Raw genomic sequence first — 19,681 nt, 5'->3', positions numbered from 1 at the left:
CGCTCATAGTACAACAGGCTGCCCGGCGCGCCAATACCCCGCGCACTACCTTTTAGCGGCGCCCGTACATCCTCTCCGCCACCTGCTGCGCTGCCGCGTGCAGTTGCTGTGCGACGTCGGCGGCGTCGGCAGTCCCCACCGGGAAGGTCACCGCCAGCGCCGCCGCGGGCCTGCCCACGTGGTCAACCACCGCCACGCCTACCGACGCCTGCCCGCGCGCCACCACCTCAACTTCTTCGGCCCATCCGCGTTCGCGCACCTGGCGCAAGATTTCCTTGTACTCCCCAAAACCTAAGGACCCGGGGACGAATGCTGCACGCCACTCCGCCTCTGGGAGCAAGGCCAGCATCGCCCGCCCAGAGGCCGTCCGCTGCGCCTGCAGCCGCACTCCCCTCTCCGTCACCAAAGACAGCGCTCCCGGCGCGCGAATCTCGTTGAGGTACAAAATCTCCGAGCCCGCCAAACGCGATAGGTGCCCCGACCCCCCAACACTGGTGGCAATCCGCTCGAGGTGCCCCTGGGTTACCCGCACCAGGGGCTGCTGCGTGGCATAAGCCGCGGCCATGGAGTAGGCAACGAGCCCTAACCCATAGGTTTGGTTCTCTGGCAGGTGCACCACAAATCCCGCGTCCACCATCTCCTTAAGCAGGTGATAGGTGGTGGAGCGCGGCAGGTTCAGCTCACTGCGGATGCGAGCGGCGGAAATCGGCACGTCGATGGTAGACAGCAGCCGGAGGATCTCCAGCGCATTGCGCGCCGCCGGGACTCGGGAGGTACTCATGGGCCCACATTCTAGTGAGCCCTCGTACAAGTCCCAGCTAAGTCACCAGGAAGGCAATCGGCGTCGCAATGATGATGGTCAGCACCACGCGCTCGAACCAGATGACCACGATCTGCCACAGCTTGATCGGAATCTTGGTGGCCAAGATGCACGGCACCAGCGCGGAGAAGAAGATAATGGCGGAAATCGCCACCACGCCGATGACGAACTTGAGCACCATGCTTTCAGAACCCGCCACGGCCGTCGCCGGCAGGAACATCTCCGCAATGCCCATGGCCGCGGCCTTGCCCGCCAGCTCCGGCTCCGGCAACTGGACAATCCACGCGAACGGGTAGAACAGGTAGCCCAGCCAATCGAAGAGCGGCGTGAAGTTAGCCAGCAGCAGGCCAATCAGGCCCACAGACATGATGGAGGGCACAATCGCCGACGCCATGCGCACGCCATCGCGCAGGTTCTCCCAAATGGCAGCGCCCAAAGACGGCGCGCGGTCCAGCGCCAGCAGCGCTTCCCGCCACGCGGCCTTAAAGAAATTGCCCTTCACTGGCTTTTCCGGGTCCGGTTGCACGCCGTCTACGTAGTCGTCGGGAATCCTGCTCAGCGGCGGAATCCACACGGTAATCGCCGTAACCAGGAAGGTCACCACGAGGGATACCGCGAAGTAGATGCCCCACATATCCATCAGGTCGAGCTGCTTGGCGACGATCACCATGAAGGCAGCGGAGACCGTCGAGAAGCCCGTCGCGATGATGGAAGCCTCACGCGCGGTATAGCCGCCGCGCTGGTACACGCGGTCAGTAATGAGGATTCCCAAAGAGTAGGAGCCCACGAAGGAGGCCACCGCGTCAATGGCGGAGCGCCCCGGCGTGCGCCACAGCGGGCGCATGATGGGCTGCATGAATACGCCGACGAATTCCAGAAGGCCGTAGCTGATGAGCAAGGCCAAGAACGCGCCGCCGATGGGCACGATGAGCCCGACTGGCGTGGCAATCGAGTTCCACAGGAAGGGCACGATGTCCTCGTTGCCCAGCACTCCGGGAAGCTTTCCGATGACCATCAGGAAGGAGACCACCAGGCCCACCACGTTGAGCGCAGTAAAGACCGCCTGGAGCGGGCCTTCTTTCCAGTTTTTATTCACGATGCTGCGCACCGTGCCGTAGAGCGCCAGCGCCAGGATGAACCAAGGCACCAAGACGTCCGCATAGGTGCGGATGATGGTGACCATGTGGTCAAGCGGGATGGATTTCTTTCCGTCGTAGCTAATGGGAAAGAAGAATACGAAAGCGCCGATAGCACTGTAGACGAAGAGGCGCCAGATACCCTTCTTGGAGGGGACGTCGTCCTCGCTCTCGTAGAAGGCGTCAACGATTGCGTCTTCAGATTTCATGTTCTACCTCACGGTGGTGGAAACGACACGTCATTAGCACGGCCACAACACGTCCACTACACGAACGCGCCAAGCACACCCTCGCCAACACACGACGGCGAGTGCTTGTAGCCATGCCCACGCGACAGCCACACGCAGGTCTTCCATATACTAATGCCACCCCGAACAAATGTCACATAGGTCACCCCCGAGCAGCGAATGAGTGCAGGGTCATAGGGCAGATCGACCTCTGCCCCGTAGCGGAATTGACCGGACACACTAACTAGAGGAAAGTAGCTCCCGGAATCACTCGCACCAACCACTCCCCTCATCCGCAGCGCTAAGACTAGCTAGCGCCACAACAGGGGCACAGAGGAGGACGCATCCCCGTGGCAGAAACCACCACCAAGCGCCCCGGCTTGAAACACCGGCACCTGCACTTCATCGCCTTAGGCTCAGCTATCGGCACCGGCCTGTTCTACGGCTCTGCCGGCGCCATCCAGGCTGCCGGCCCCTCGGTCCTCTTGGTCTACCTCCTCGGCGGGGCCGTGGTTTATTTCCTCCTGCGCGCACTCGGTGAGATGTCCGTGCACCACCCCGTCACCGGCTCCTTCGCCGAATACGCCCGCACCTTCTTAGGCCCCTGGGCCGGCTACATCACCGGCTGGATGTTCGCCTTCGAGATGGTCATCGTGGCTCTCGCCGACCTCACCGCCATCGGCGTCTACATGCAATTCTGGTTCCCCGGCTCACCCAAGTGGGTGTGGGTCGCCGCCACACTGCTTCTCGTCGGCGGCGCCAACCTCGCCACCGTCAAGGCTTTCGGCGAGCTGGAATTCGCCTTCACCATCGTCAAGGTCGGCGCGGTCATCGCGATGATCCTAGGTGGCGTAGCTGTCTTAGTCTTCGGCCTCTCCACCGCGGAGACCACCGGCCCGGCCAACCTGGTCAACGATGGCGGCTTCTTCCCCAACGGCGTCTCCGGTATGGTCGCCTCCTTCATCCTGGTCCTCTTTGCCTTCGGTGGAACGGAGATCGTCGGTGTGGCCAGCGCGGAGGCAGAAGATCCCGCCAAGTCCGTACCGAAGGCCGTCAACACCATCCCGGTGCGCATCCTGCTGTTCTATGTCCTGGCCATCCTGGTCATCCTGATGATCAACCCCTGGCGCAGCATCACCGGTGAGGAAAGCCCCTTCGTCCAAATCTTCTCCACCCTCGGTGTCACCTGGGCTGCCGCCGCACTCAACGTCGTTGTCATCACCGCGGCGGTGTCCGCCATCAATGCGGATCTCTTCGGCGCCGGCAACGTTCTGACCGGCCTGGCACGCCAGAACCTCGCACCGAAGGTCATGGCTAAAAAGACTCGGGGTGTGCCGGTGATGACCATGATCATCCTGCTCATCGTCATGATTATCGGCACCGGACTCAACGCGCTTATCCCGGATAACGTCTTTGAGGTCATCGCCTCCTTGGCTACATTTGCCACCATCTACGTGTGGCTGATGATCCTCTTGGCCCACGTGGCTTCCCGCCGCCAGATGTCGCCTGGGGAACGCGCCAGCTTGGAATACACCGTCCCCTTCTGGCCCTGGGGCCAGTACTTCTCCATCGCCTTCATCATCTTTACTTTTGGCATCATGGTGTGGCAGGAGCAATACCGCCCGGCACTCGCCACCGGCGTTATCTTCATCCTCCTGATGACCGCCATCTTCTACCTCACCGGCCGCCGCAGCGCCGCCGCGAGTGCCCCACAAGAAACAGCCACACAAGGAACAACCACGAAAGGATAACCATGAACACCGTTGACGCCCCCGCCTACTCCCCTGCCCCCGAGTGGTCCGGCCGCTCCGATGGCCCGGGCCCCGAGCATGCGCGGTGGCACAGCGTAGTTCGTCCCCTCGACCTAGCGAACCCCCAGGAACAACCCGGCGTGGCACTCTTGGGTTTTGCCTCCGACGAGGGCGTTGAGCGCAACCATGGCCGCCCCGGCGCGGCTGCGGGCCCGGCCGCACTGCGCAGCGCCCTGGGTTCCCTGGCGCTGCACCATACGCACCCGCTTTACGACGCCGGCACGATCACCACCCAAGGCACCGACTTGGAGGCCGCCCACGAGCGTCTCTCCGATGCGGTGGAGGCACTCTCACGCGTCGGGCACCTGCCCATCATCCTCGGCGGTGGGCACGAGACCGCCTTCGGCTCCCACCGCGGTGCTTTCCGCGCACAGGGCCCTCTGCAGATCATCAACCTGGATGCGCACTTTGATCTCCGCACCGCGGATGTGCCTACCTCCGGCACCCCGTTTAAGCAGATCTCTGAACTGGTGGGCCGGGAGGACTTTGACTATTCCGTCTTGGGAATTTCCCGCCCCAATAACACGCCCGTGCTTTTCGACGAAGCCTCCGCCCTCGGTGTCACCGTCGTCCTCGACGAGGATTTGCTCAACATGGATCGCTCCCAGCTGCGCGCAACCGTCGACAGTATCTGCTCCGGCACCAAGCCCATCCACCTCTCCATCGACCTAGACGTCCTCCCCGCCGACCAAGCACCGGGTGTCTCCGCCCCCGCCGGCCTCGGCGTACCCCTGAACATCATCCGTGAACTCGCGCTCACCATCGCCGCCACGGGACGCCTCGCGCTTGTCGACGTCGTCGAACTCAACCCCCAATTCGACACCGACAGCCACACCGCCAAGCTGGCCGCGCGGTTAATTGATGATATTGTGACGGCGCATTTTGTTGCTACCACAAAAACGAATTCCTAGATAGGACGCCGGCCAGCCGGCATACTAGTGCCCATGAGTTCACCGATTCGCGTCGTCGGAGCCGTCTTCGTAGACGGCAAGCGATTCCTGGCCTGTCGCAAAGCTCCAGGAAAATCACTCGCCGGCATGTGGGAATTTCCAGGCGGCAAGATTGAAGAAGGCGAGACACCTAAGGAGGCTCTCGCGCGCGAAATCGAGGAAGAGCTGTCCGTCATCGCAACCGTGGGTGACAAGGTCACCACGACTGTGTACGAGTACGTTTTCGCCACCATCGAACTCACTACGTTCTTGTGCACTAAGGATTCCGGGGAACTCGTTCTTAGTGATCACGATGCCACCCGTTGGGTCACCCCTACTGAGGCCCGGGAACTCGACTGGGCCCCTGCCGATATCCCCGCCGTCAAACTACTTTCTTCGCGCCTATGAGTTCCGAATCCATCCTGCCGTTTGGCATCTACGAAACCCCAGTCACTGCTCGTATCCAGGAGCGAATCGAGGAAACCACGCGTGCCCGGCCCACGGCAGCAACCGGCATCGCCCCCGGTTCCAAGAAGGATGTCAACCCGCGGTTCGCCGCGGCGGTGTCCCAGCATTTTGCCAAAGTCCTCGAGCACAAGCTCACAGAGCTAACTAAGCCCGAGGAGCGTGTAGCCCTCATCAATGGACTGGCCCAGCACCTCGGGGAAGATGAGTCCATCTCCGCCGAAGAACTGCTTTACGCCATCTATAGTTCAGAGCTCGAAGAGGCTCCGAAACTCCCGGAAGTCTCGCTCAACTCCAGCGCCTTGTTCACCAACAGCGTGGACGACACGAATATGTCGGTCGAGATTGCCCGCGAGATCCGCACTGCGGACTCCGTCGATTTATTGTGCGCTTTCATCAAGACTTCAGGCATCGCGGTCATCAGCGATGAATTGGAATACCTCAGGGATCATCAGATCCCACTGCGTGTTATCACTTCGACGTACTGCGGGGCGACCGAGGCCGCCGCAGTACGCCGCCTCGTGGAAGACTACGGCGCTGAAGTCCGGATCTGTTACGAGCACAAGACCACACGGTTGCATGCCAAGGCCTGGCTCTTTCGCCGCCAGTCTGGGTTCGACACCGCATTCATCGGTAGCTCAAACCTTTCGCGCTCAGCGCTTGTTGACGGTTGGGAATGGAATGTCCGGGGCTCTCGCTCCTCCACTCCGGAGATCATCGAGAAGTTCATCAAGACTTTCGACAGCTATTGGTACGACACTCATTTCAAAGCATTTGACCCGGCCCAAGACTATGAGCGCCTCAAGGAGGCCCTCGGCAGTGCCAGATTTCTAGAAGCAAAGCCCGGTGAAAAGCTCGAGCTCTCAGGCCTTCGCGTCGAGCCCTACCCCTACCAGGAGGAAATGCTCGAAGCTTTAGACTCCGAGCGCGAAGTCCACGACCGCCACCGCAACCTGCTCATTGCTGCTACTGGTACAGGCAAGACAGTTGTGGCGGCACTTGACTACCGCCGCTTAAGTGAGAAGCTGGGGCGCAGACCACGACTGCTTTTCATTGCCCACCGGCGCGAGATTCTTACCCAGGCCCAGCGGACCTATCGCGAGGTGCTTAGCACCGCGGGGTTTGGCGAGCTCCTCGTCGGCGAAAAGAAGCCTGCCGAGTGGGACCATGTCTTTGCGAGCATCCAGTCTCTACACGGGAAGCGCCTGGCCCAAATTGCGCCGGATCACTTTGAAGTCGTCGTCATTGACGAGTTCCACCACGCTGAGGCCCCGACCTATCGTGCAGTACTTGACTACCTCCAACCGCGTGAACTCCTAGGACTAACGGCCACACCAGAGCGCGGCGACGGAGAAAACGTACAAAAGTACTTCGACTACCGCGTGGCCCATGAACTTCGTCTCTGGGATGCATTGCGTCTCCAGCTTCTCGCCCCGTTGCACTACTACGGAGTCGACGATGATACTGACCTGACAAGCCTGACCTGGAACCGCGGGAAAAAAGACTACCAGATTGCGGAGCTAAGCGAGTTCTATATCAAGGCCGGTGAGAAGCGCACCAGGTTCATCATCAATGAGCTCAACCGCCGTATCTTCGACCTCTCCGATATGAAGGCCCTTGGCTTCTGTGTGACCATCGCCCATGCCGAATACATGGCCGAGCAATTCAACCTTTTCGGCATCCCCGCCCAAGCAGTAAGCAGCAAGCTCAGCGTTGATGAGCGTCGTCGCGCCATCGAGCAGCTTCGCGAAGGCACGATCAAGATCATCTTCGCGGTCGATATTTTCAACGAAGGCATCGACATCCCAGCGGTCAACACGCTGTTGCTTCTGCGCCCGACGCAAAGCCCGGTGCTCTTCGTCCAACAGCTAGGCCGAGGTCTGCGCCTCAACGAAGGAAAGAACGCCTGTACCGTCTTTGATTTCTTAGGTCTCCAGCACGAGGAATTCGATTTCGAATCGCGTTTCAAAGTGCTGACTGCCGCACGTGGAAAGAACCTGGCTAAAGAGGTAGAGCAAGGATTCCCCACTGCTCCGCCGGGCTCCAACATCACCTTGGACCGAGTAACGACCGAACGCGTTCTCAAGAACATCAAGCGCTTGGCCCGTAACTCCGTTAAAAAGATACGAGCGCTCATTTCTGATTACGGCACAACCGATCTCGCTAGCTTCCTTAATAGCTCCGGTGTTCCGGTGGAAGATATCTACCGCCGTAAGGGAATTACGTGGACCACGCTGCTGCGTGATGAGAAGCTGCTACTTTCCAGCCCCGCGGGCGAGCACGAAGAATTCCTTCTCAGCCGAATCCGCGTGCTGTTGCACATCAATGACCCCAACCGCGTAGCGGCCTACAGCCTTCTTGTTTCCCCGGACGGTCCCAAGGAGAAGGATATGACTCCCGAGCAAACCCGATATGCCACCATGCTCGTGTTGGCTCTGTGGGCAAATTCAAATACGACGGTGCCGGAATCCCTTGATGAGGCCCTGCGTATCATCCGGGCCTGTCCTTCCTTCGTCGCTGAGGCAACTCAGGTCATGCAGCTCACGCTCGACCGCTCCCGCATCATTCCAGAGAAGTCTACGAATAGCGTCTTGGAGACTCACGCGGATTACAGTCTTGCCGAACTGGTCGGGGCGTTGGACGATGGCCCGTTACGCAAGCTCGCGAATTTGCCGCGCGAGGGAGTACGCCGCTTCGACGCCACTAATACCGATCTCTTCCTGGTAACTTTCCAGAAGGATGAGAATGTGAGTGCCTCCACGAATTACCGCGATTACCCACTGGCGCCTGATCGTTTGCACTGGGAGTCCCAATCCACTACGTCGCTCAAGTCCGCAATGGCCCGACGCTACATCCACCACCACGAACTCAACGGCAACATCATCATCGCCACGCGTTTTACCAAGCGGAACAAGGTGGACACGGCGTCGGCGTATACCTTCTTGGGCAATGTCGATTACGTCTCGCATCGAGGCGAGAAACCCATCCAGTTTGAATGGAGTCTTCGCCGCGATATGCCTAAGCAGCTCTACGCCGCCGGGCGCACTGTGGCTTAAACCTCAATTATGGTCAGGTTATGAAGTTGACGCCGTAAGCCCCGTTAAATTAAGATTTCCTTAGCAGATTAAGAAAAGATTAGTCTCTGATGCCTTGGTGCAGAAGCGTGGAGGACGGTTATGGCAGCTGCGAGCGAGCGTAGCCGGAAGAGGTGGAGCCGCCCTGATAACGTTTCCGAAACTTCCGTGTATGGCTTTACGCGTTTTCGGGAGCGCAGCTTCAAAACTGGCACCACCCCTCGCTGGGCTGCGTGCAGCAAGAAAGCGCGCCGCACCCACTAGAACTAAACGGCCCTGAAGACTCTGCCAGAAAGATACTGACGGAGCCTTCCAGTCTTTTGTCTATTAACGCCGCGGGCGGTAGCGGCGGCGCAGACCGTGCAGGATACCTTTCCTCTCCCCCAACGTGTCGCGGCCGAAAATCCACGCCACAACGCCAGCCGCGGCGATAACCGCACAGAAGCCAAAGGCCGTCTCAAACCCGTACCTATCCGCCAGCAGTCCAATGACGATGGGGCCTAAGATTTGCCCAAAGTCGCCTGCCATCTGGAATGTCGACAGCACCTGACCACCCGAGCGCTTCGAGCCGACGATATCCGCCACGGCTGCTTGTTGCGAAGGGGCAATGAGGCCCGAGGCCGCGCCGGACAGGGCCGAGAGGGCGAGGAGGGAGACGATGTTCGTCGCCAAGCCCAGTGTGCCCACGAACAACGCGGAGCCCACAAGTCCCGCAACGATGAGTGGCCGGCGCCCCACGCGGTCCGACCAGGAGCCGGAGAACTGCAAGACGATGGCGTTGCCCGCGGCAAAGGCCGCTAGCGCAACGCCTGATGTAGATGCACCGTTGGCAAAAATGGCGGCCGCGAAGAGCGGGAGAACCGCCACGCGCACGCCCATATTGATCCAGCCCTGGGCAAAGTTCGACGTGAGCACTGCACGGAAAGCAGTATCCTCCCAAGCTTCCTCCAAGCGCATTGGAGTTAGGTGACGCCGACGTTCATCGGTCTCATTGACCGAGGGCATAAGGATCCACACAACGAGTGCGGCGATGGCGACGCCAACGCCATAAATGAAGAAAGGCCAACGGAATCCCAAGAAAGAGAGGCTTGCGCCCACGAGCGGGCCAATCACGTTACCCAAGAGGAAAGACGTGGCATAGGTGGCCGAACAGCGCCCGCGAATGCTGGGTGGTGCCAGGCGCACAATGAGCCCCATCGCCGCGACGGTGAACATCGTCGAACCAATGCCGGCGATAGTGCGCAGCGCAACGATCTGCCAATACTCCTGCGCCACGCCCACCAAACCGGTGGTCACTGCCACGGTGAACAGGCCCGTCACGTAGACGCGGCGCGTGCCCACGCGGTCGATGAGAAACCCGGCGGCGGGTGCGAAGACAAGGCGGCTAGCTGAAAAGACGGAGACTACGAGACCAGCCGCAGCCATTGAGACGTCGAAACTGACAATGAACTGCGGCAGCAGCGGTGCAATGAGCCCGTACCCCAAGGCGATGATGAACCCGGCGGTGACCATGACCCAAATTTCCCGCGGGATTTTTACCTGCGGTTCTGCAGTATTTTTCATATCGCCACTCACTCTAGCCCACGACGTCAAATCTTCGAACAATAGTTCGACACTTTGACGTGGAATGTCCTCACAGGCATCTAGTGTGTGCGCCATGAAGAATTACAGCAGCATTCACCAGTCCGTTCAGTCCCCGTCCACGCTCAGCCCCGGTGAGCTGACCACGGAGATCCTCTACCACCACCATGAAACTCTTCGCTCCATTGAAAGCATCATCCGCCATCCGCGATCGCTCGCGCGGCCCACTCCGCAGTGGCGCCCACCGTCCAAGGTGTTGCCACCAGTGGATATACAAGGCGGCGAATCACTACCGCTGACCTTTACTGTCTCGCGTCACCGCGTAGGTGAGCGGGCAAAGGCCCGCGTATTGGGCTATGGCGAAAGGCGCGTGCCCGCCTACCTCATCACGGTGCGTATCACCGATCCGGCCGGACGTCCCGTCGCCCCTTCACTGGCGGAGGCGTGGGTGCGGGCATTGGTCCCAGAGGAGCTTGTCTCCGCAGTTCATGAGATTTCCAGCAGCAGTGCGGCAACGTTTGTGTGGCTGGTGGATAGCACCTATACCCCGGTGCATTCACCGCTTTCCCTCTTTGAAGGTTTCAGCGAGGCCGCTTAATGCCCTTTCTATTCAGGTATCGACCTGAGTAGGCGGGACTGCGACTCCACTTAGAAGTAGCGCTGAACTCGCTCTAAGAGGTTGCGAGGCGGATCTTGTTCAAGATAAAGCGTGAACCTGTCCTCCGTTAAGACGCGAGCACGGGACGGGCGAGTCTCCGGGTAGTCATAAAGACAGAGAAGCGGTTTCGGTGCGAAGCGGATGGCTGCGCAAACCACCAGAGTCGTGAGCGTCTTATCAATCACGTCGGAGCTCAGACTCTGCATGAGAACTGCCAGGCGTCCGTCATGCAAAATTAGCTCCCACAGGGCCATGAGCTTGCTGGGTCCGCTTTGTCCATACTCACCGGGCAAGAGCAAGGTACACATCGTGGTCAACAGCCCAGCAACTACTCCCACACCAGCGCCGGCGAGCATCATGACCATCATCCGCTTAAAGGCACCACGGCGCGCCAGCCAGCCGAATAAGTAGGCCACCACCAGGGCCACCGGTAGGTACACCAAAAGCAGCGGGTTGTTGATGCTGGCCAAGCACGCAGTCAAAAGCGCCGTGCCCATTCCCAAGACGGGTCCGTAGACAATTGCCACGAATGCCGTGCCCATCATGTCCAAGTACAAGGGAACGCTCACGTTAAAAATCAACGAGGACAGCACAAGGTTCACTACCACCGCCAGCAACGGGTTAAGCAATGCGTGATGGCCTAAAGAACGCCATTGTGCGGCAAGGAAAAGAACGGCGCCGAGCAGTGTCAGACACCACACACTGATGGAGAGGACGGAGCCAAAAACATAGTCCCCGCTACCGTAGTTCGAATTCAGCGACAGGACCCAAGCCAGAGCCGCACACACTAGGGCGGAGCCAACACACAGGTGTTGGCTCCGCGATGCCTTCTTGTCCGGCATGTGTTTTGGTTGCTCCTCATTAACGTAGGGAAAAGTACGCACCTACCCTACCCTGGGAGCTTTTAGTCCTCGGAGTCACCGTCGCTATCGGCGACTTCTGCTCCGTCCTCGTCGTAATCATCATCGTCTTCGTCATCATCGTCGTCGAAGAGAACGTCATCATCGTCCTCATCATCGGCGCCGAAGATGTCATAGACCTCAGGCTCGTCGAAGTCATCGTCATCGATGCTCACCAGCTGTGCTTCCCAATCTAAGGCTTGATCAGAAACCAGGCTCAGCACGTCGAAGAGACGGTCGAAGTCGGTATAAGTCCCCAGTTCAAGGGCCTCGGCGGGAACCTCAATGATGGGGGCTAGCCCGCCGTCTTCGTCGTCCGCATCACCGAAGATGGCAACGCGCTCTTCCTCGCTGATGTCCTCCGGGGTATCGATTTCCCAGAGCTTGCTGATCGCCTCATCCTCCAGCTCATCGAGCTCTTCCTCATCGAAGTCGAAGGAGAGGAAACGCACGATCGCGCTCGGGACACCGTCGATAGTTTCCACGAGCACGCGCAGCTCCGAGTCGTTGGCCACCTCAGCCACGACCAGGTTCGGGTTGAACTCATCCTGGAGAAACTCCAACTCAGCGATGCGTTCATCGGTGCCCTCCAGCAGGTCACGCAGCACCGTCACCACCTGGTCGGTAGCGATGTGGCGCGATACAGCCTCGACTGCATCCTCCACGGAGAACGCCACGGAAACTAAAACTGCCTCGAAGTCTTCATCATCTTCATCCACATCGGCTGCGGCAATGTAGACGTTGGCCGCCGGCAGGATGGGGTCAATTTCCACAAACTGGATTTCCAAATCGGAGGTGATGGGCACGAACATCACATCGTCGTTGACGCGGGACTCAATGCCCTCCCCGTCCAGCGCAGAGGCGATATCTTCAAAAAAGCTCATGTGATTAACATCCGTCCATGTGGGAGTCTCACCCGGGCTGCTGCCAAGGCCCCACACATCTTACCTGCGATCCTCGTCAATAGCTCTCCTCATCGAGCAGGAATCCCAGTTCCTTCAGAATCTCCGGGCGCCCAGTACCCCACTCCAACATGTCATAGGCCTCCCATGCTTGACGACGTCCCTCCATCGGCGCCTCCTCCACGCGCGGCTCCACATCGAAAACCATGGTCGAGCGCTGCGGCGCGCGGTATTGCGGCCAGTTGTCTAGAGGCGCGCCGCCCCGAATGAACTCGCCCCACTGCGCCTGCATGGCCTCGGTCACGTCCTCCATCTCGGAAGGCTTGGCAATGCTGTTCAGGAAGGAAACACGCGATGCCCTTGGATCGCCAAAGATATTGGAAAGCTCCATCGAGTGCATCGCCCCCAAACCCAACCAGCGCAGTGCCGCCGGTGCGAAGTCGAAGCGGTACATCCACGTCGGGAAGCGCCGTGCGTGTTCGGAGGCCACGCGGACAGTAGGGGCCCAAAAGAGGGCGTCGGTCAGCAAGTCCCCAAAGTCGCGGCGGGAGACCGCACCGCCGTATGCCGCGATGACATCCGGTGCGCTCTCCGGATCAAAAGAAGCGAGCAGCCGCAGGGCCGCGCGCTCCCGGGCGCTCTGGCGTTGGAAGAGAAACTTTCCAAAGCTGGCCTCACCGGAGTTGGTTCCCACCAGCAGCGGCATCGGGTGTTGGTTGCCGTCCTCAAAGGCTTCGATGGGATGTTGCGGAATAAGGTCGCCGTCGACAGTCGGCGCATAGCAGGAATTCAGGTACAGCAACTCGCCCGCGCGCCACATCATGGACTGGCCAGAGCGCACTAGGTCCGCGAAGTCCTCGCAGCGCAGATCATCAGCTGTGGTATCGCGCGGCAAGGCCATCTTGTGAACCAGCTCGCGGGCCCAAAACACCGACTGCGCTCGTGAATGAATCATGCCGATCGGCGGCGACTGCGCAATCGCGCGGTGAAAAAGCCCTTCTGCACGCGGCACCGCCATGAGAGTGAGGACGGCCGCGCCGCCGGCGGATTCACCCATAAGCGTCACGTTGTCTGGGTCCCCGCCGAAGGCCGCGATATTTTCGCGTACCCATTCCAGCGCTAAGACTTGATCCGCCACAGCCGGGTTGGCACAGGCCTCACCGCCAAGACTGCGGACATCGAGGTAGCCCAAGGCGCCTAAGCGGAAATTCACCGAAACATAAACAACGTCCATCTGGGCTGCGAACTCGAAGCCGCGCAGCATCAGCATGTGGGAGGAACCCACAATGAAACTGCCACCATGCAAATACACCACGACGGGCAACTTTTCCCCTGCCGTGGAATCCGCCGAAGCTCCAGAGCCTGCCAAACTTTCCGAAGGACCTGTGCGGTGTGGGCGGACAATATCAAGGGTCAGGCAATCTTCTGCACCCTCGATGCGGTCGGTCCAGGAGTACACCGGCTGCGGGGCCACGTGCCCGAACTCGCGGCAATCCCGGATTCCTTCCCACGCCGGGACTGGCCGCGGTTCCCTGAAACGGTTGGCACCCGAGGTATCTGCGCCAAAAGGGATACCGCGCCACGAGCGGACAGGAGCGCTGAGTGGGCGGTCCGTGCGCAACTCTTCCTCGATGCAACCTCGTACCCAGCCGCCGGTGGTGAGCACCGTGAGATCGTCGGCAAGCGCGGTGCGTGCCGCCTCCTGTGCGGCGAGGGCACGGGCGTGGAGGGAATCTGCAAGCAAGCGCGCCGCAGCCGCGCTGACCTCACGCGGAGGGAAAGGCTCAAACTCGCTCATGTCTCATACCCTAGTGCGCCACCCTGCTAGCGCGCTGGATAAAGCTTTTTCGATACGGTGGTAAACATACAGTTCAGATTCACAATCAGATTTAGTTAAAAAGTTAGGTGAGACAATGTTGGACAAGGTCTTTAACAAGGAGAAAGAGGGCAAGGACATTAGTCGCCGGGATGCATCGGTCGATCAGGCCGGCTCCGCAGAGGCTGTGGGAACCTTGGAGGTGGATGAGGCCAACCGCATCACCAAGGGATTCCTGGCGGCCATCGACAAAGTCGTCTCCGTCCAGTCCTCCGTCATCATCAACTATGTCGAGGGCCTAAAGAAGCGCAACCCCGACGCCAGCCCTGCGGAGCTGCAAGAGCTCATTGACAAGCATTTCATGAACATCATCACCGGTACCGGTGCTGCCGCGGGTGCCTGCGCGGCTATCCCTGGCATCGGCCTGGTCACCGGCGCAGCCACTATCGGCGCGGAATCCCTGGTCTTCCTTGAAGCCGCCGCCTGGTACATTCTCGCCTCCGCGCACCTGCGCGGTGACAACATCCGGGATAAGGAGCGCCGCCGCGCGCTGGTCTTGGTGGTGCTCACCGGCTCCCAAGGCAGCGCGTTGGTCGATACCTTTGTGGGTGATGCAACCTCGCTGTCCGGCGTCACCTCCGCAGCTACCCTCTCGCGATTCTCCGGCCCCACCCTTAGCGGCCTCAACGGCCGCTTGACCAAGCTATTCATGAGGCAGGCCACCAAGAAGCTCAAGTGGGCATGGGTGTCCAAGCTGCTGCCGATGGGTGTGGGCGCGGTGCTGGGAACGACCGCCAACCGTAAATTGGGACGCCAAGTGATCAACCATGCGGGCACCCAGCTCTCCCCCCTGCAGGGGGAATAAAAGGGGCGAAACCCGCCCAGGGTAGTGAGCAAACTTACAAGGGCCGTATCATAAGGGGAGACACTTTTCGGGGTGCCTTTCGCACCCGTGGATTGGCCTACTAGAGTCGAACAAAGACAAACTTAGAAGCACAGAAAGAGGCGAGCATCTGCCGTGAGCAACTCGAGCATCTATGGCCCGAATGCGTGGCTGATTGACGAACAGTTTCAGCAGTACTCCAAGGACCCGAACTCCGTAGACAAGGAGTGGCGCGAGTACTTTGAGGCCAACGGGGCACCGAAGTCGGCCGCACAGTCCAAGGCTGCGAACGCTCAATCCAGCACCCCCACCCAGAAGAAGAGCGCGGCACAGGCCGCGCCGAAGAAGGCCCAGGCTGCGGAGAAGTCTTCCGCTGCTCCGAGTGCTAAGGCACCGAGCGATTCCAAGGCTCCCGCCGCCGAGAAGGCTGCGAAGAAGACGGCGAAGAAGTCTGAGTCCCCGCTGGACCGCATCAAGGAAGCACCGGAGCCGGGCTCCCGCGTACTCAAGGGCATGTTCAAGGCAATCGCCAAGAACATGGACGAGTCCCTGGAGATCCCCACCGCTACCACGGTGCGCGATATCCCGGTCAAGCTCATGTGGGAAAACCGCGCGATGATCAACGATCACCTCAAGCGCACCCGCGGCGGCAAGATCTCCTTCACCCACATCCTAGGCTACGCGCTGGTCAAGGCCGTGCAGATCCACCCGGATATGAACGTGCGCTACGAGCTGCAGGACGGCAAGCCCACCGTCGTCCAGCCGGAGCACGTCAACCTGGGTCTGGCCATCGACCTTCCGCAGAAGGATGGCTCCCGCGCCCTCGTCGTCGCTGCCATCAAGGAAGCGGAGAACAAGACCTTCTCCGAGTTCATCGATGCCTACCAGGACATCGTTGACCGCTCCCGCAAGAACAAGCTGACGATGGATGACTTCTCCGGCGTCACCATCAACCTGACCAACCCGGGCGGCATCGGCACCCGCCACTCCATCGCCCGCCTGACCAAGGGCTCCGGCTCCATCATCGGTGTGGGCTCCATGGACTACCCGGCCGAGTTCGCCGGTACCTCTGCCGACCGCTTGGCGGACCTCGGCGTCGGCCGCCTGGTTACCCTGACCTCCACCTACGACCACCGCGTCATTCAGGGCGCGGAGTCTGGTGAGTTCCTGCGCACCGTGGGCCAGCTGATTCTGGACGATGCCTTCTGGGACGAGCTCTTCGAATCGATGGGCGTTCCCTACCAGCCCTTCCGCTGGGCTGCCGACGTCCCCAACACGGGCGTCGACAAGAACACGCGCGTCATGCAGTACATCGAGGCCTACCGCTCCCGTGGCCACCTGCTCGCGGACATCAACCCGCTGGGTTGGAAGCAGCCGGGTCTGCCCTGGCCGGACCACCGCGACTTGGACCTGGCTACCCACGGCCTGACCATCTGGGACCTGGACCGCACTTTCAACGTCGGCGGTTTCGGTGGCAAGGAGACCATGACGCTGCGTGAGGTGGTCAGCCGCCTGCGCGCCGCCTACACCCTCAAGGTTGGCTCCGAGTACGCCCACATCCTGGACCGCGATGAGCGCGGCTGGCTGCAGGAGCAGATTGAGGCCGGAATGCCGAAGCCGACCAACTCCGAGCAGAAGTACATCCTGCAGAAGGTCAACGCCGCTGAGGCATTCGAGAACTTCCTGCAGACCAAGTACGTGGGCCAGAAGCGCTTCTCCCTGGAGGGTGCTGAGTCCCTCATCGCCCTGCTGGATTCCATCGTGGACACCGCTGCCGGCCAGGACCTCGACGAGGTCGTCATCGGCATGCCGCACCGCGGCCGCCTCAACGTGCTCTTCAACATCGTGGGCAAGCCGTTGGCGGATATCTTCGGCGAGTTCGATGGCAACTACAAGGGCGGCCAGATGGGCGGCTCCGGTGACGTGAAGTACCACCTGGGCGCTGAGGGCGAGCACCTGCAGATGTTCGGTGACGGCGAAATCAAGGTCACCTTGGCCGCTAACCCGTCTCACCTCGAGGCTGTTGACCCGGTCATGGAAGGTATCGCACGCGCCAAGCAGGACATCCTGGACAAGGGCGCCGGCGCACACACCGTGGTGCCGATCATGCTCCACGGCGATGCTTCCTTCACCGGCCTGGGCGTGGTCCAGGAGACCATCAACCTGTCCCAGCTGCGCGGCTACACCACCGGCGGCACCGTCCACGTTGTGGTCAACAACCAGGTGGGCTTCACCACCACCCCGGACTCCGGCCGCTCCACGCACTACGCCACCGACCTGGCTAAGGGCTTCGACTGCCCGGTCTTCCACGTCAACGGCGACAACCCGGAGGCTGTTGTCTGGGTGGGCAAGCTCGCTACCGAGTACCGCCGTCGCTTTGGCAAGGACGTCTTCATTGACCTCGTGTGCTACCGCCTGCGCGGCCACAACGAAGCCGATGACCCGTCCATGACCCAGCCGCTGCTGTACGACATCATCGATGACCACAAGTCCGTTCGTGAGCGCTACACCGAGGAGCTCATCGGCCGTGGTGACCTCTCCGATGAAGAGGCTGAGGCAGCTGCACGCGACTTCCACGACCAGATGGAGTCCGTCTTCGCCGACCACAAGAAGGCCGAAGAGGCTGGTCCGAAGGAACAGACCGGTATCACCTCCTCCCAGGAGCTGACCCGTGGTCTGGACACCTCCATCACTGCCGAGGAAATCGCCGAGATTGGTGACGCCTACGGCACCCTCCGGAGGGCTTCGAGTACCACAAGCGCGTGGCCAAGGTGGCTAAGGACCGCGAGAAGTCTGCTCGTGAGGGCGGCATCGACTGGGGCTGGGGCGAGCTCATCGCCTTCGGCTCCCTGGCTAACGCCGGCAAGGTCGTGCGTCTGGCCGGTGAGGATTCCCGCCGCGGTACCTTCACCCAGCGCCACGCTGTGGCCTTCGACCCGCGCACGGGCAACGAGTACAACCCGGTTGCCCGCCTGGCTGAGTCCAAGGGCAATGGCGGCAAGTTCATGGTCTACAACTCCGCGCTGACCGAGTTCGCTGGCATGGGCTACGAGTACGGCTACACCGTGGGTAACCCGGATGCTGTCGTGGCTTGGGAGGCACAGTTCGGTGACTTCGCCAACGGTGCGCAGACCATCATCGATGAGTACGTCTCCTCCGGTGAGGCCAAGTGGGGCCAGCTCTCCAGCCTGATCCTTCTGCTGCCGCACGGCTACGAGGGTCAGGGCCCGGACCACTCCTCCGCCCGCATTGAGCGCTTCCTGCAGCTGTGTGCTGAGGGCTCCATGACCGTGGCCCAGCCGTCTACCCCGGCTAACCACTTCCACCTGCTGCGCCGCCAGGCACTCGGTGAGATGAAGCGCCCGCTGGTCGTCTTCACGCCGAAGTCCATGCTGCGTAACAAGGCCGCGACCTCTTCTGTGGAGGACTTCACTGAGGTCAAGAAGTTCCAGTCCGTCATCAACGACCCGAACTACGTTGACATCAACGGCAAGAAGGTCGGCGATACCGACAAGGTCAAGACCATCATGCTGGTCTCCGGCAAGCTCTACTGGGAGCTGGCCAAGAAGAAGGAAGCCGATGGCCGCGACGACATCGCCATCGTGCGCGTGGAGATGCTCCACCCGATTCCGTTCAACCGCCTGCGTGAGGCTTTCGAGGCCTACCCGAACGCAACGCAGATTCGCTTCGTACAGGACGAGCCGGCCAACCAGGGCCCGTGGCCGTTCTACAACGAGCACCTGCGCGACCTCATCCCGGATATGCCGGAGATGGTCCGCGTCTCCCGCCGCTCGCAGTCCTCGACTGCTACCGGTAACGCGAAGGTTCACCAGATTGAGCAGAAGAACCTGCTGGAGGAAGCCTTCGACGTCTAAAGGCGCTTAAGCCCCAGGCGCTGGCACACAGCACAGCGACGCTAGCAAGGCCCCGGCCACCACGAACTCACTACGAGCGTGGTGGCCGGGGCCTTTTATTTCGCTAGAAAGACGACCAGGGACGAGGGCTCCAAGCCAGCCGAACCGCCGCGGGCGGGCACCGCAACGACCTTGCGTGCAAGTGCAATGGCAAAGTTTCCAGTGTCACATCGACTAACCAGTCCCCCGCGACCATGACCGCGCCCCTCCCCTTCGCGCTCACGGTGGAACCTCAATCAGCCTCCCGACGCACCCCCGCGAGCGCGAAGGGAGGCTTGCATGAAAGGCAGCACCACAGGTGGCTTCTTTGACGACGAACACCGGGACGGGATGCCACAGGTGAAGCAACGAAGGCGGCGAATACAGTCACACGTAAGGACGCGCGCCACTAGTTAAGCCCCAGTGCCGAGGTGAGCGAACGACGTCACCGGGTCAATCAATGTCGATTTGGGGTAGTTGGTACCGCGAGTCCGCGTAGTTGGTACCGGTGTTCCGTGTATCCGGTACTGCATGGGGTTTCTTTCATAGTTGATGTTGGCGACACCACAATCCGCTGGTGTTGCGTC

12 protein-coding genes and 1 pseudogene are annotated in these 19,681 nt (G+C 60.7%); 7 read left to right on the top strand and 6 right to left on the bottom strand.

What is annotated here, in order from left to right; genetic code table 11:
- Positions 1-52: 52 nt before the first annotated feature.
- Entirely contained in the window at positions 53-781 is a 729-nt protein-coding gene (locus FME68_RS00070) for an IclR family transcriptional regulator (RefSeq protein WP_158395266.1), read from the bottom strand.
- Positions 782-818: 37 nt separating this feature from the next.
- Positions 819-2,165 carry a YjiH family protein gene (locus FME68_RS00065; RefSeq protein WP_046648891.1) on the bottom strand — a complete coding sequence of 449 codons (1,347 nt, stop codon included), beginning with the start codon at positions 2,163-2,165 and terminating at the stop codon, positions 819-821.
- A 368-nt stretch (positions 2,166-2,533) separates the two neighbouring features.
- On the opposite strand from FME68_RS00065, the gene FME68_RS00060 reads away from it, so the two are divergent.
- The 4 genes from FME68_RS00060 to FME68_RS00045 are packed head-to-tail and all read left to right on the top strand — an operon-like array spanning position 2,534 to position 8,444.
- Positions 2,534-3,934 (top strand): amino acid permease, encoded by a 1,401-nt coding sequence (locus tag FME68_RS00060; protein ID WP_046648890.1) that lies wholly within the window; start codon positions 2,534-2,536, stop codon positions 3,932-3,934.
- A 2-nt stretch (positions 3,935-3,936) separates the two neighbouring features.
- Positions 3,937-4,905 carry a formimidoylglutamase gene (hutG, locus tag FME68_RS00055; protein ID WP_046648889.1) on the top strand — a complete coding sequence of 323 codons (969 nt, stop codon included), beginning with the start codon at positions 3,937-3,939 and terminating at the stop codon, positions 4,903-4,905.
- Positions 4,906-4,938: 33 nt separating this feature from the next.
- Complete coding sequence (locus FME68_RS00050) at positions 4,939-5,331, top strand: (deoxy)nucleoside triphosphate pyrophosphohydrolase (protein ID WP_158395264.1); 393 nt, start codon at positions 4,939-4,941, stop codon at positions 5,329-5,331.
- On the top strand, positions 5,328-8,444 hold the full coding sequence (locus FME68_RS00045) for a DUF3427 domain-containing protein (protein WP_046648887.1): 3,117 nt from the start codon (positions 5,328-5,330) through the stop codon (positions 8,442-8,444). Before FME68_RS00050 ends, FME68_RS00045 begins: the two co-directional genes overlap by 4 nt.
- A 345-nt stretch (positions 8,445-8,789) precedes the next feature.
- On the opposite strand, the gene FME68_RS00040 is transcribed toward FME68_RS00045, so the two are convergent.
- Positions 8,790-10,025 carry an MFS transporter gene (locus FME68_RS00040; RefSeq protein WP_046648886.1) on the bottom strand — a complete coding sequence of 412 codons (1,236 nt, stop codon included), beginning with the start codon at positions 10,023-10,025 and terminating at the stop codon, positions 8,790-8,792.
- A 94-nt stretch (positions 10,026-10,119) separates the two neighbouring features.
- Here FME68_RS00040 and FME68_RS00035 point away from each other — a divergent pair, with 94 nt between their 5' ends.
- On the top strand, positions 10,120-10,641 hold the full coding sequence (locus FME68_RS00035) for a hypothetical protein (protein WP_230308833.1): 522 nt from the start codon (positions 10,120-10,122) through the stop codon (positions 10,639-10,641).
- 50 nt (positions 10,642-10,691) lie between these two features.
- On the opposite strand, the gene FME68_RS00030 is transcribed toward FME68_RS00035, so the two are convergent.
- From FME68_RS00030 to FME68_RS00020, 3 genes are all read right to left on the bottom strand, one after another.
- Positions 10,692-11,543: a hypothetical protein gene (locus FME68_RS00030; protein WP_158395262.1), complete on the bottom strand. Its 852-nt coding sequence runs from the start codon at positions 11,541-11,543 to the stop codon at positions 10,692-10,694.
- A gap of 62 nt (positions 11,544-11,605) precedes the next feature.
- Positions 11,606-12,484 (bottom strand): hypothetical protein, encoded by an 879-nt coding sequence (locus tag FME68_RS00025; RefSeq protein ID WP_046648885.1) that lies wholly within the window; start codon positions 12,482-12,484, stop codon positions 11,606-11,608.
- A 76-nt stretch (positions 12,485-12,560) separates the two neighbouring features.
- Complete coding sequence (locus FME68_RS00020; RefSeq protein WP_158395260.1) at positions 12,561-14,300, bottom strand: carboxylesterase/lipase family protein; 1,740 nt, start codon at positions 14,298-14,300, stop codon at positions 12,561-12,563.
- 115 nt (positions 14,301-14,415) lie between these two features.
- On the opposite strand from FME68_RS00020, the gene FME68_RS00015 reads away from it, so the two are divergent.
- The gene (locus FME68_RS00015) at positions 14,416-15,183 is read left to right on the top strand and encodes a hypothetical protein (protein WP_158395258.1); all 768 of its coding nucleotides are present in this window, start codon (positions 14,416-14,418) and stop codon (positions 15,181-15,183) included.
- A 153-nt stretch (positions 15,184-15,336) separates the two neighbouring features.
- Positions 15,337-19,076 (top strand): annotated as a pseudogene (locus FME68_RS00010) (multifunctional oxoglutarate decarboxylase/oxoglutarate dehydrogenase thiamine pyrophosphate-binding subunit/dihydrolipoyllysine-residue succinyltransferase subunit).
- The last annotated feature ends 605 nt before the right edge of the window (positions 19,077-19,681 follow it).

Origin of the sequence: Corynebacterium hiratae (assembly GCF_009708045.1) — a bacterium.
Classification (GTDB): domain Bacteria; phylum Actinomycetota; class Actinomycetes; order Mycobacteriales; family Mycobacteriaceae; genus Corynebacterium; species Corynebacterium hiratae.
The sequence above is the reverse complement of the archived record's forward strand: the minus strand, read 5'-3'. Positions and strand labels throughout refer to the sequence as shown.

Excerpts from the sequence above, each read along its gene's own strand:
- FME68_RS00070 (WP_158395266.1), bottom strand. The coding sequence starts at position 781 with ATGAGTACCTCCCGAGTCCCGGCGGCGCGCAATGCGCTGGAGATCCTC.
- FME68_RS00065 (WP_046648891.1), bottom strand. The coding sequence starts at position 2,165 with ATGAAATCTGAAGACGCAATCGTTGACGCCTTCTACGAGAGCGAGGAC.
- hutG (WP_046648889.1), top strand. The coding sequence starts at position 3,937 with ATGAACACCGTTGACGCCCCCGCCTACTCCCCTGCCCCCGAGTGGTCC.
- FME68_RS00050 (WP_158395264.1), top strand. The coding sequence starts at position 4,939 with ATGAGTTCACCGATTCGCGTCGTCGGAGCCGTCTTCGTAGACGGCAAG.
- FME68_RS00045 (WP_046648887.1), top strand. The coding sequence starts at position 5,328 with ATGAGTTCCGAATCCATCCTGCCGTTTGGCATCTACGAAACCCCAGTC.
- FME68_RS00040 (WP_046648886.1), bottom strand. The coding sequence starts at position 10,025 with ATGAAAAATACTGCAGAACCGCAGGTAAAAATCCCGCGGGAAATTTGG.
- FME68_RS00035 (WP_230308833.1), top strand. The coding sequence starts at position 10,120 with ATGAAGAATTACAGCAGCATTCACCAGTCCGTTCAGTCCCCGTCCACG.
- FME68_RS00030 (WP_158395262.1), bottom strand. The coding sequence starts at position 11,543 with ATGCCGGACAAGAAGGCATCGCGGAGCCAACACCTGTGTGTTGGCTCC.
- FME68_RS00025 (WP_046648885.1), bottom strand. The coding sequence starts at position 12,484 with ATGAGCTTTTTTGAAGATATCGCCTCTGCGCTGGACGGGGAGGGCATT.
- FME68_RS00020 (WP_158395260.1), bottom strand. The coding sequence starts at position 14,300 with ATGAGCGAGTTTGAGCCTTTCCCTCCGCGTGAGGTCAGCGCGGCTGCG.
- FME68_RS00015 (WP_158395258.1), top strand. The coding sequence starts at position 14,416 with ATGTTGGACAAGGTCTTTAACAAGGAGAAAGAGGGCAAGGACATTAGT.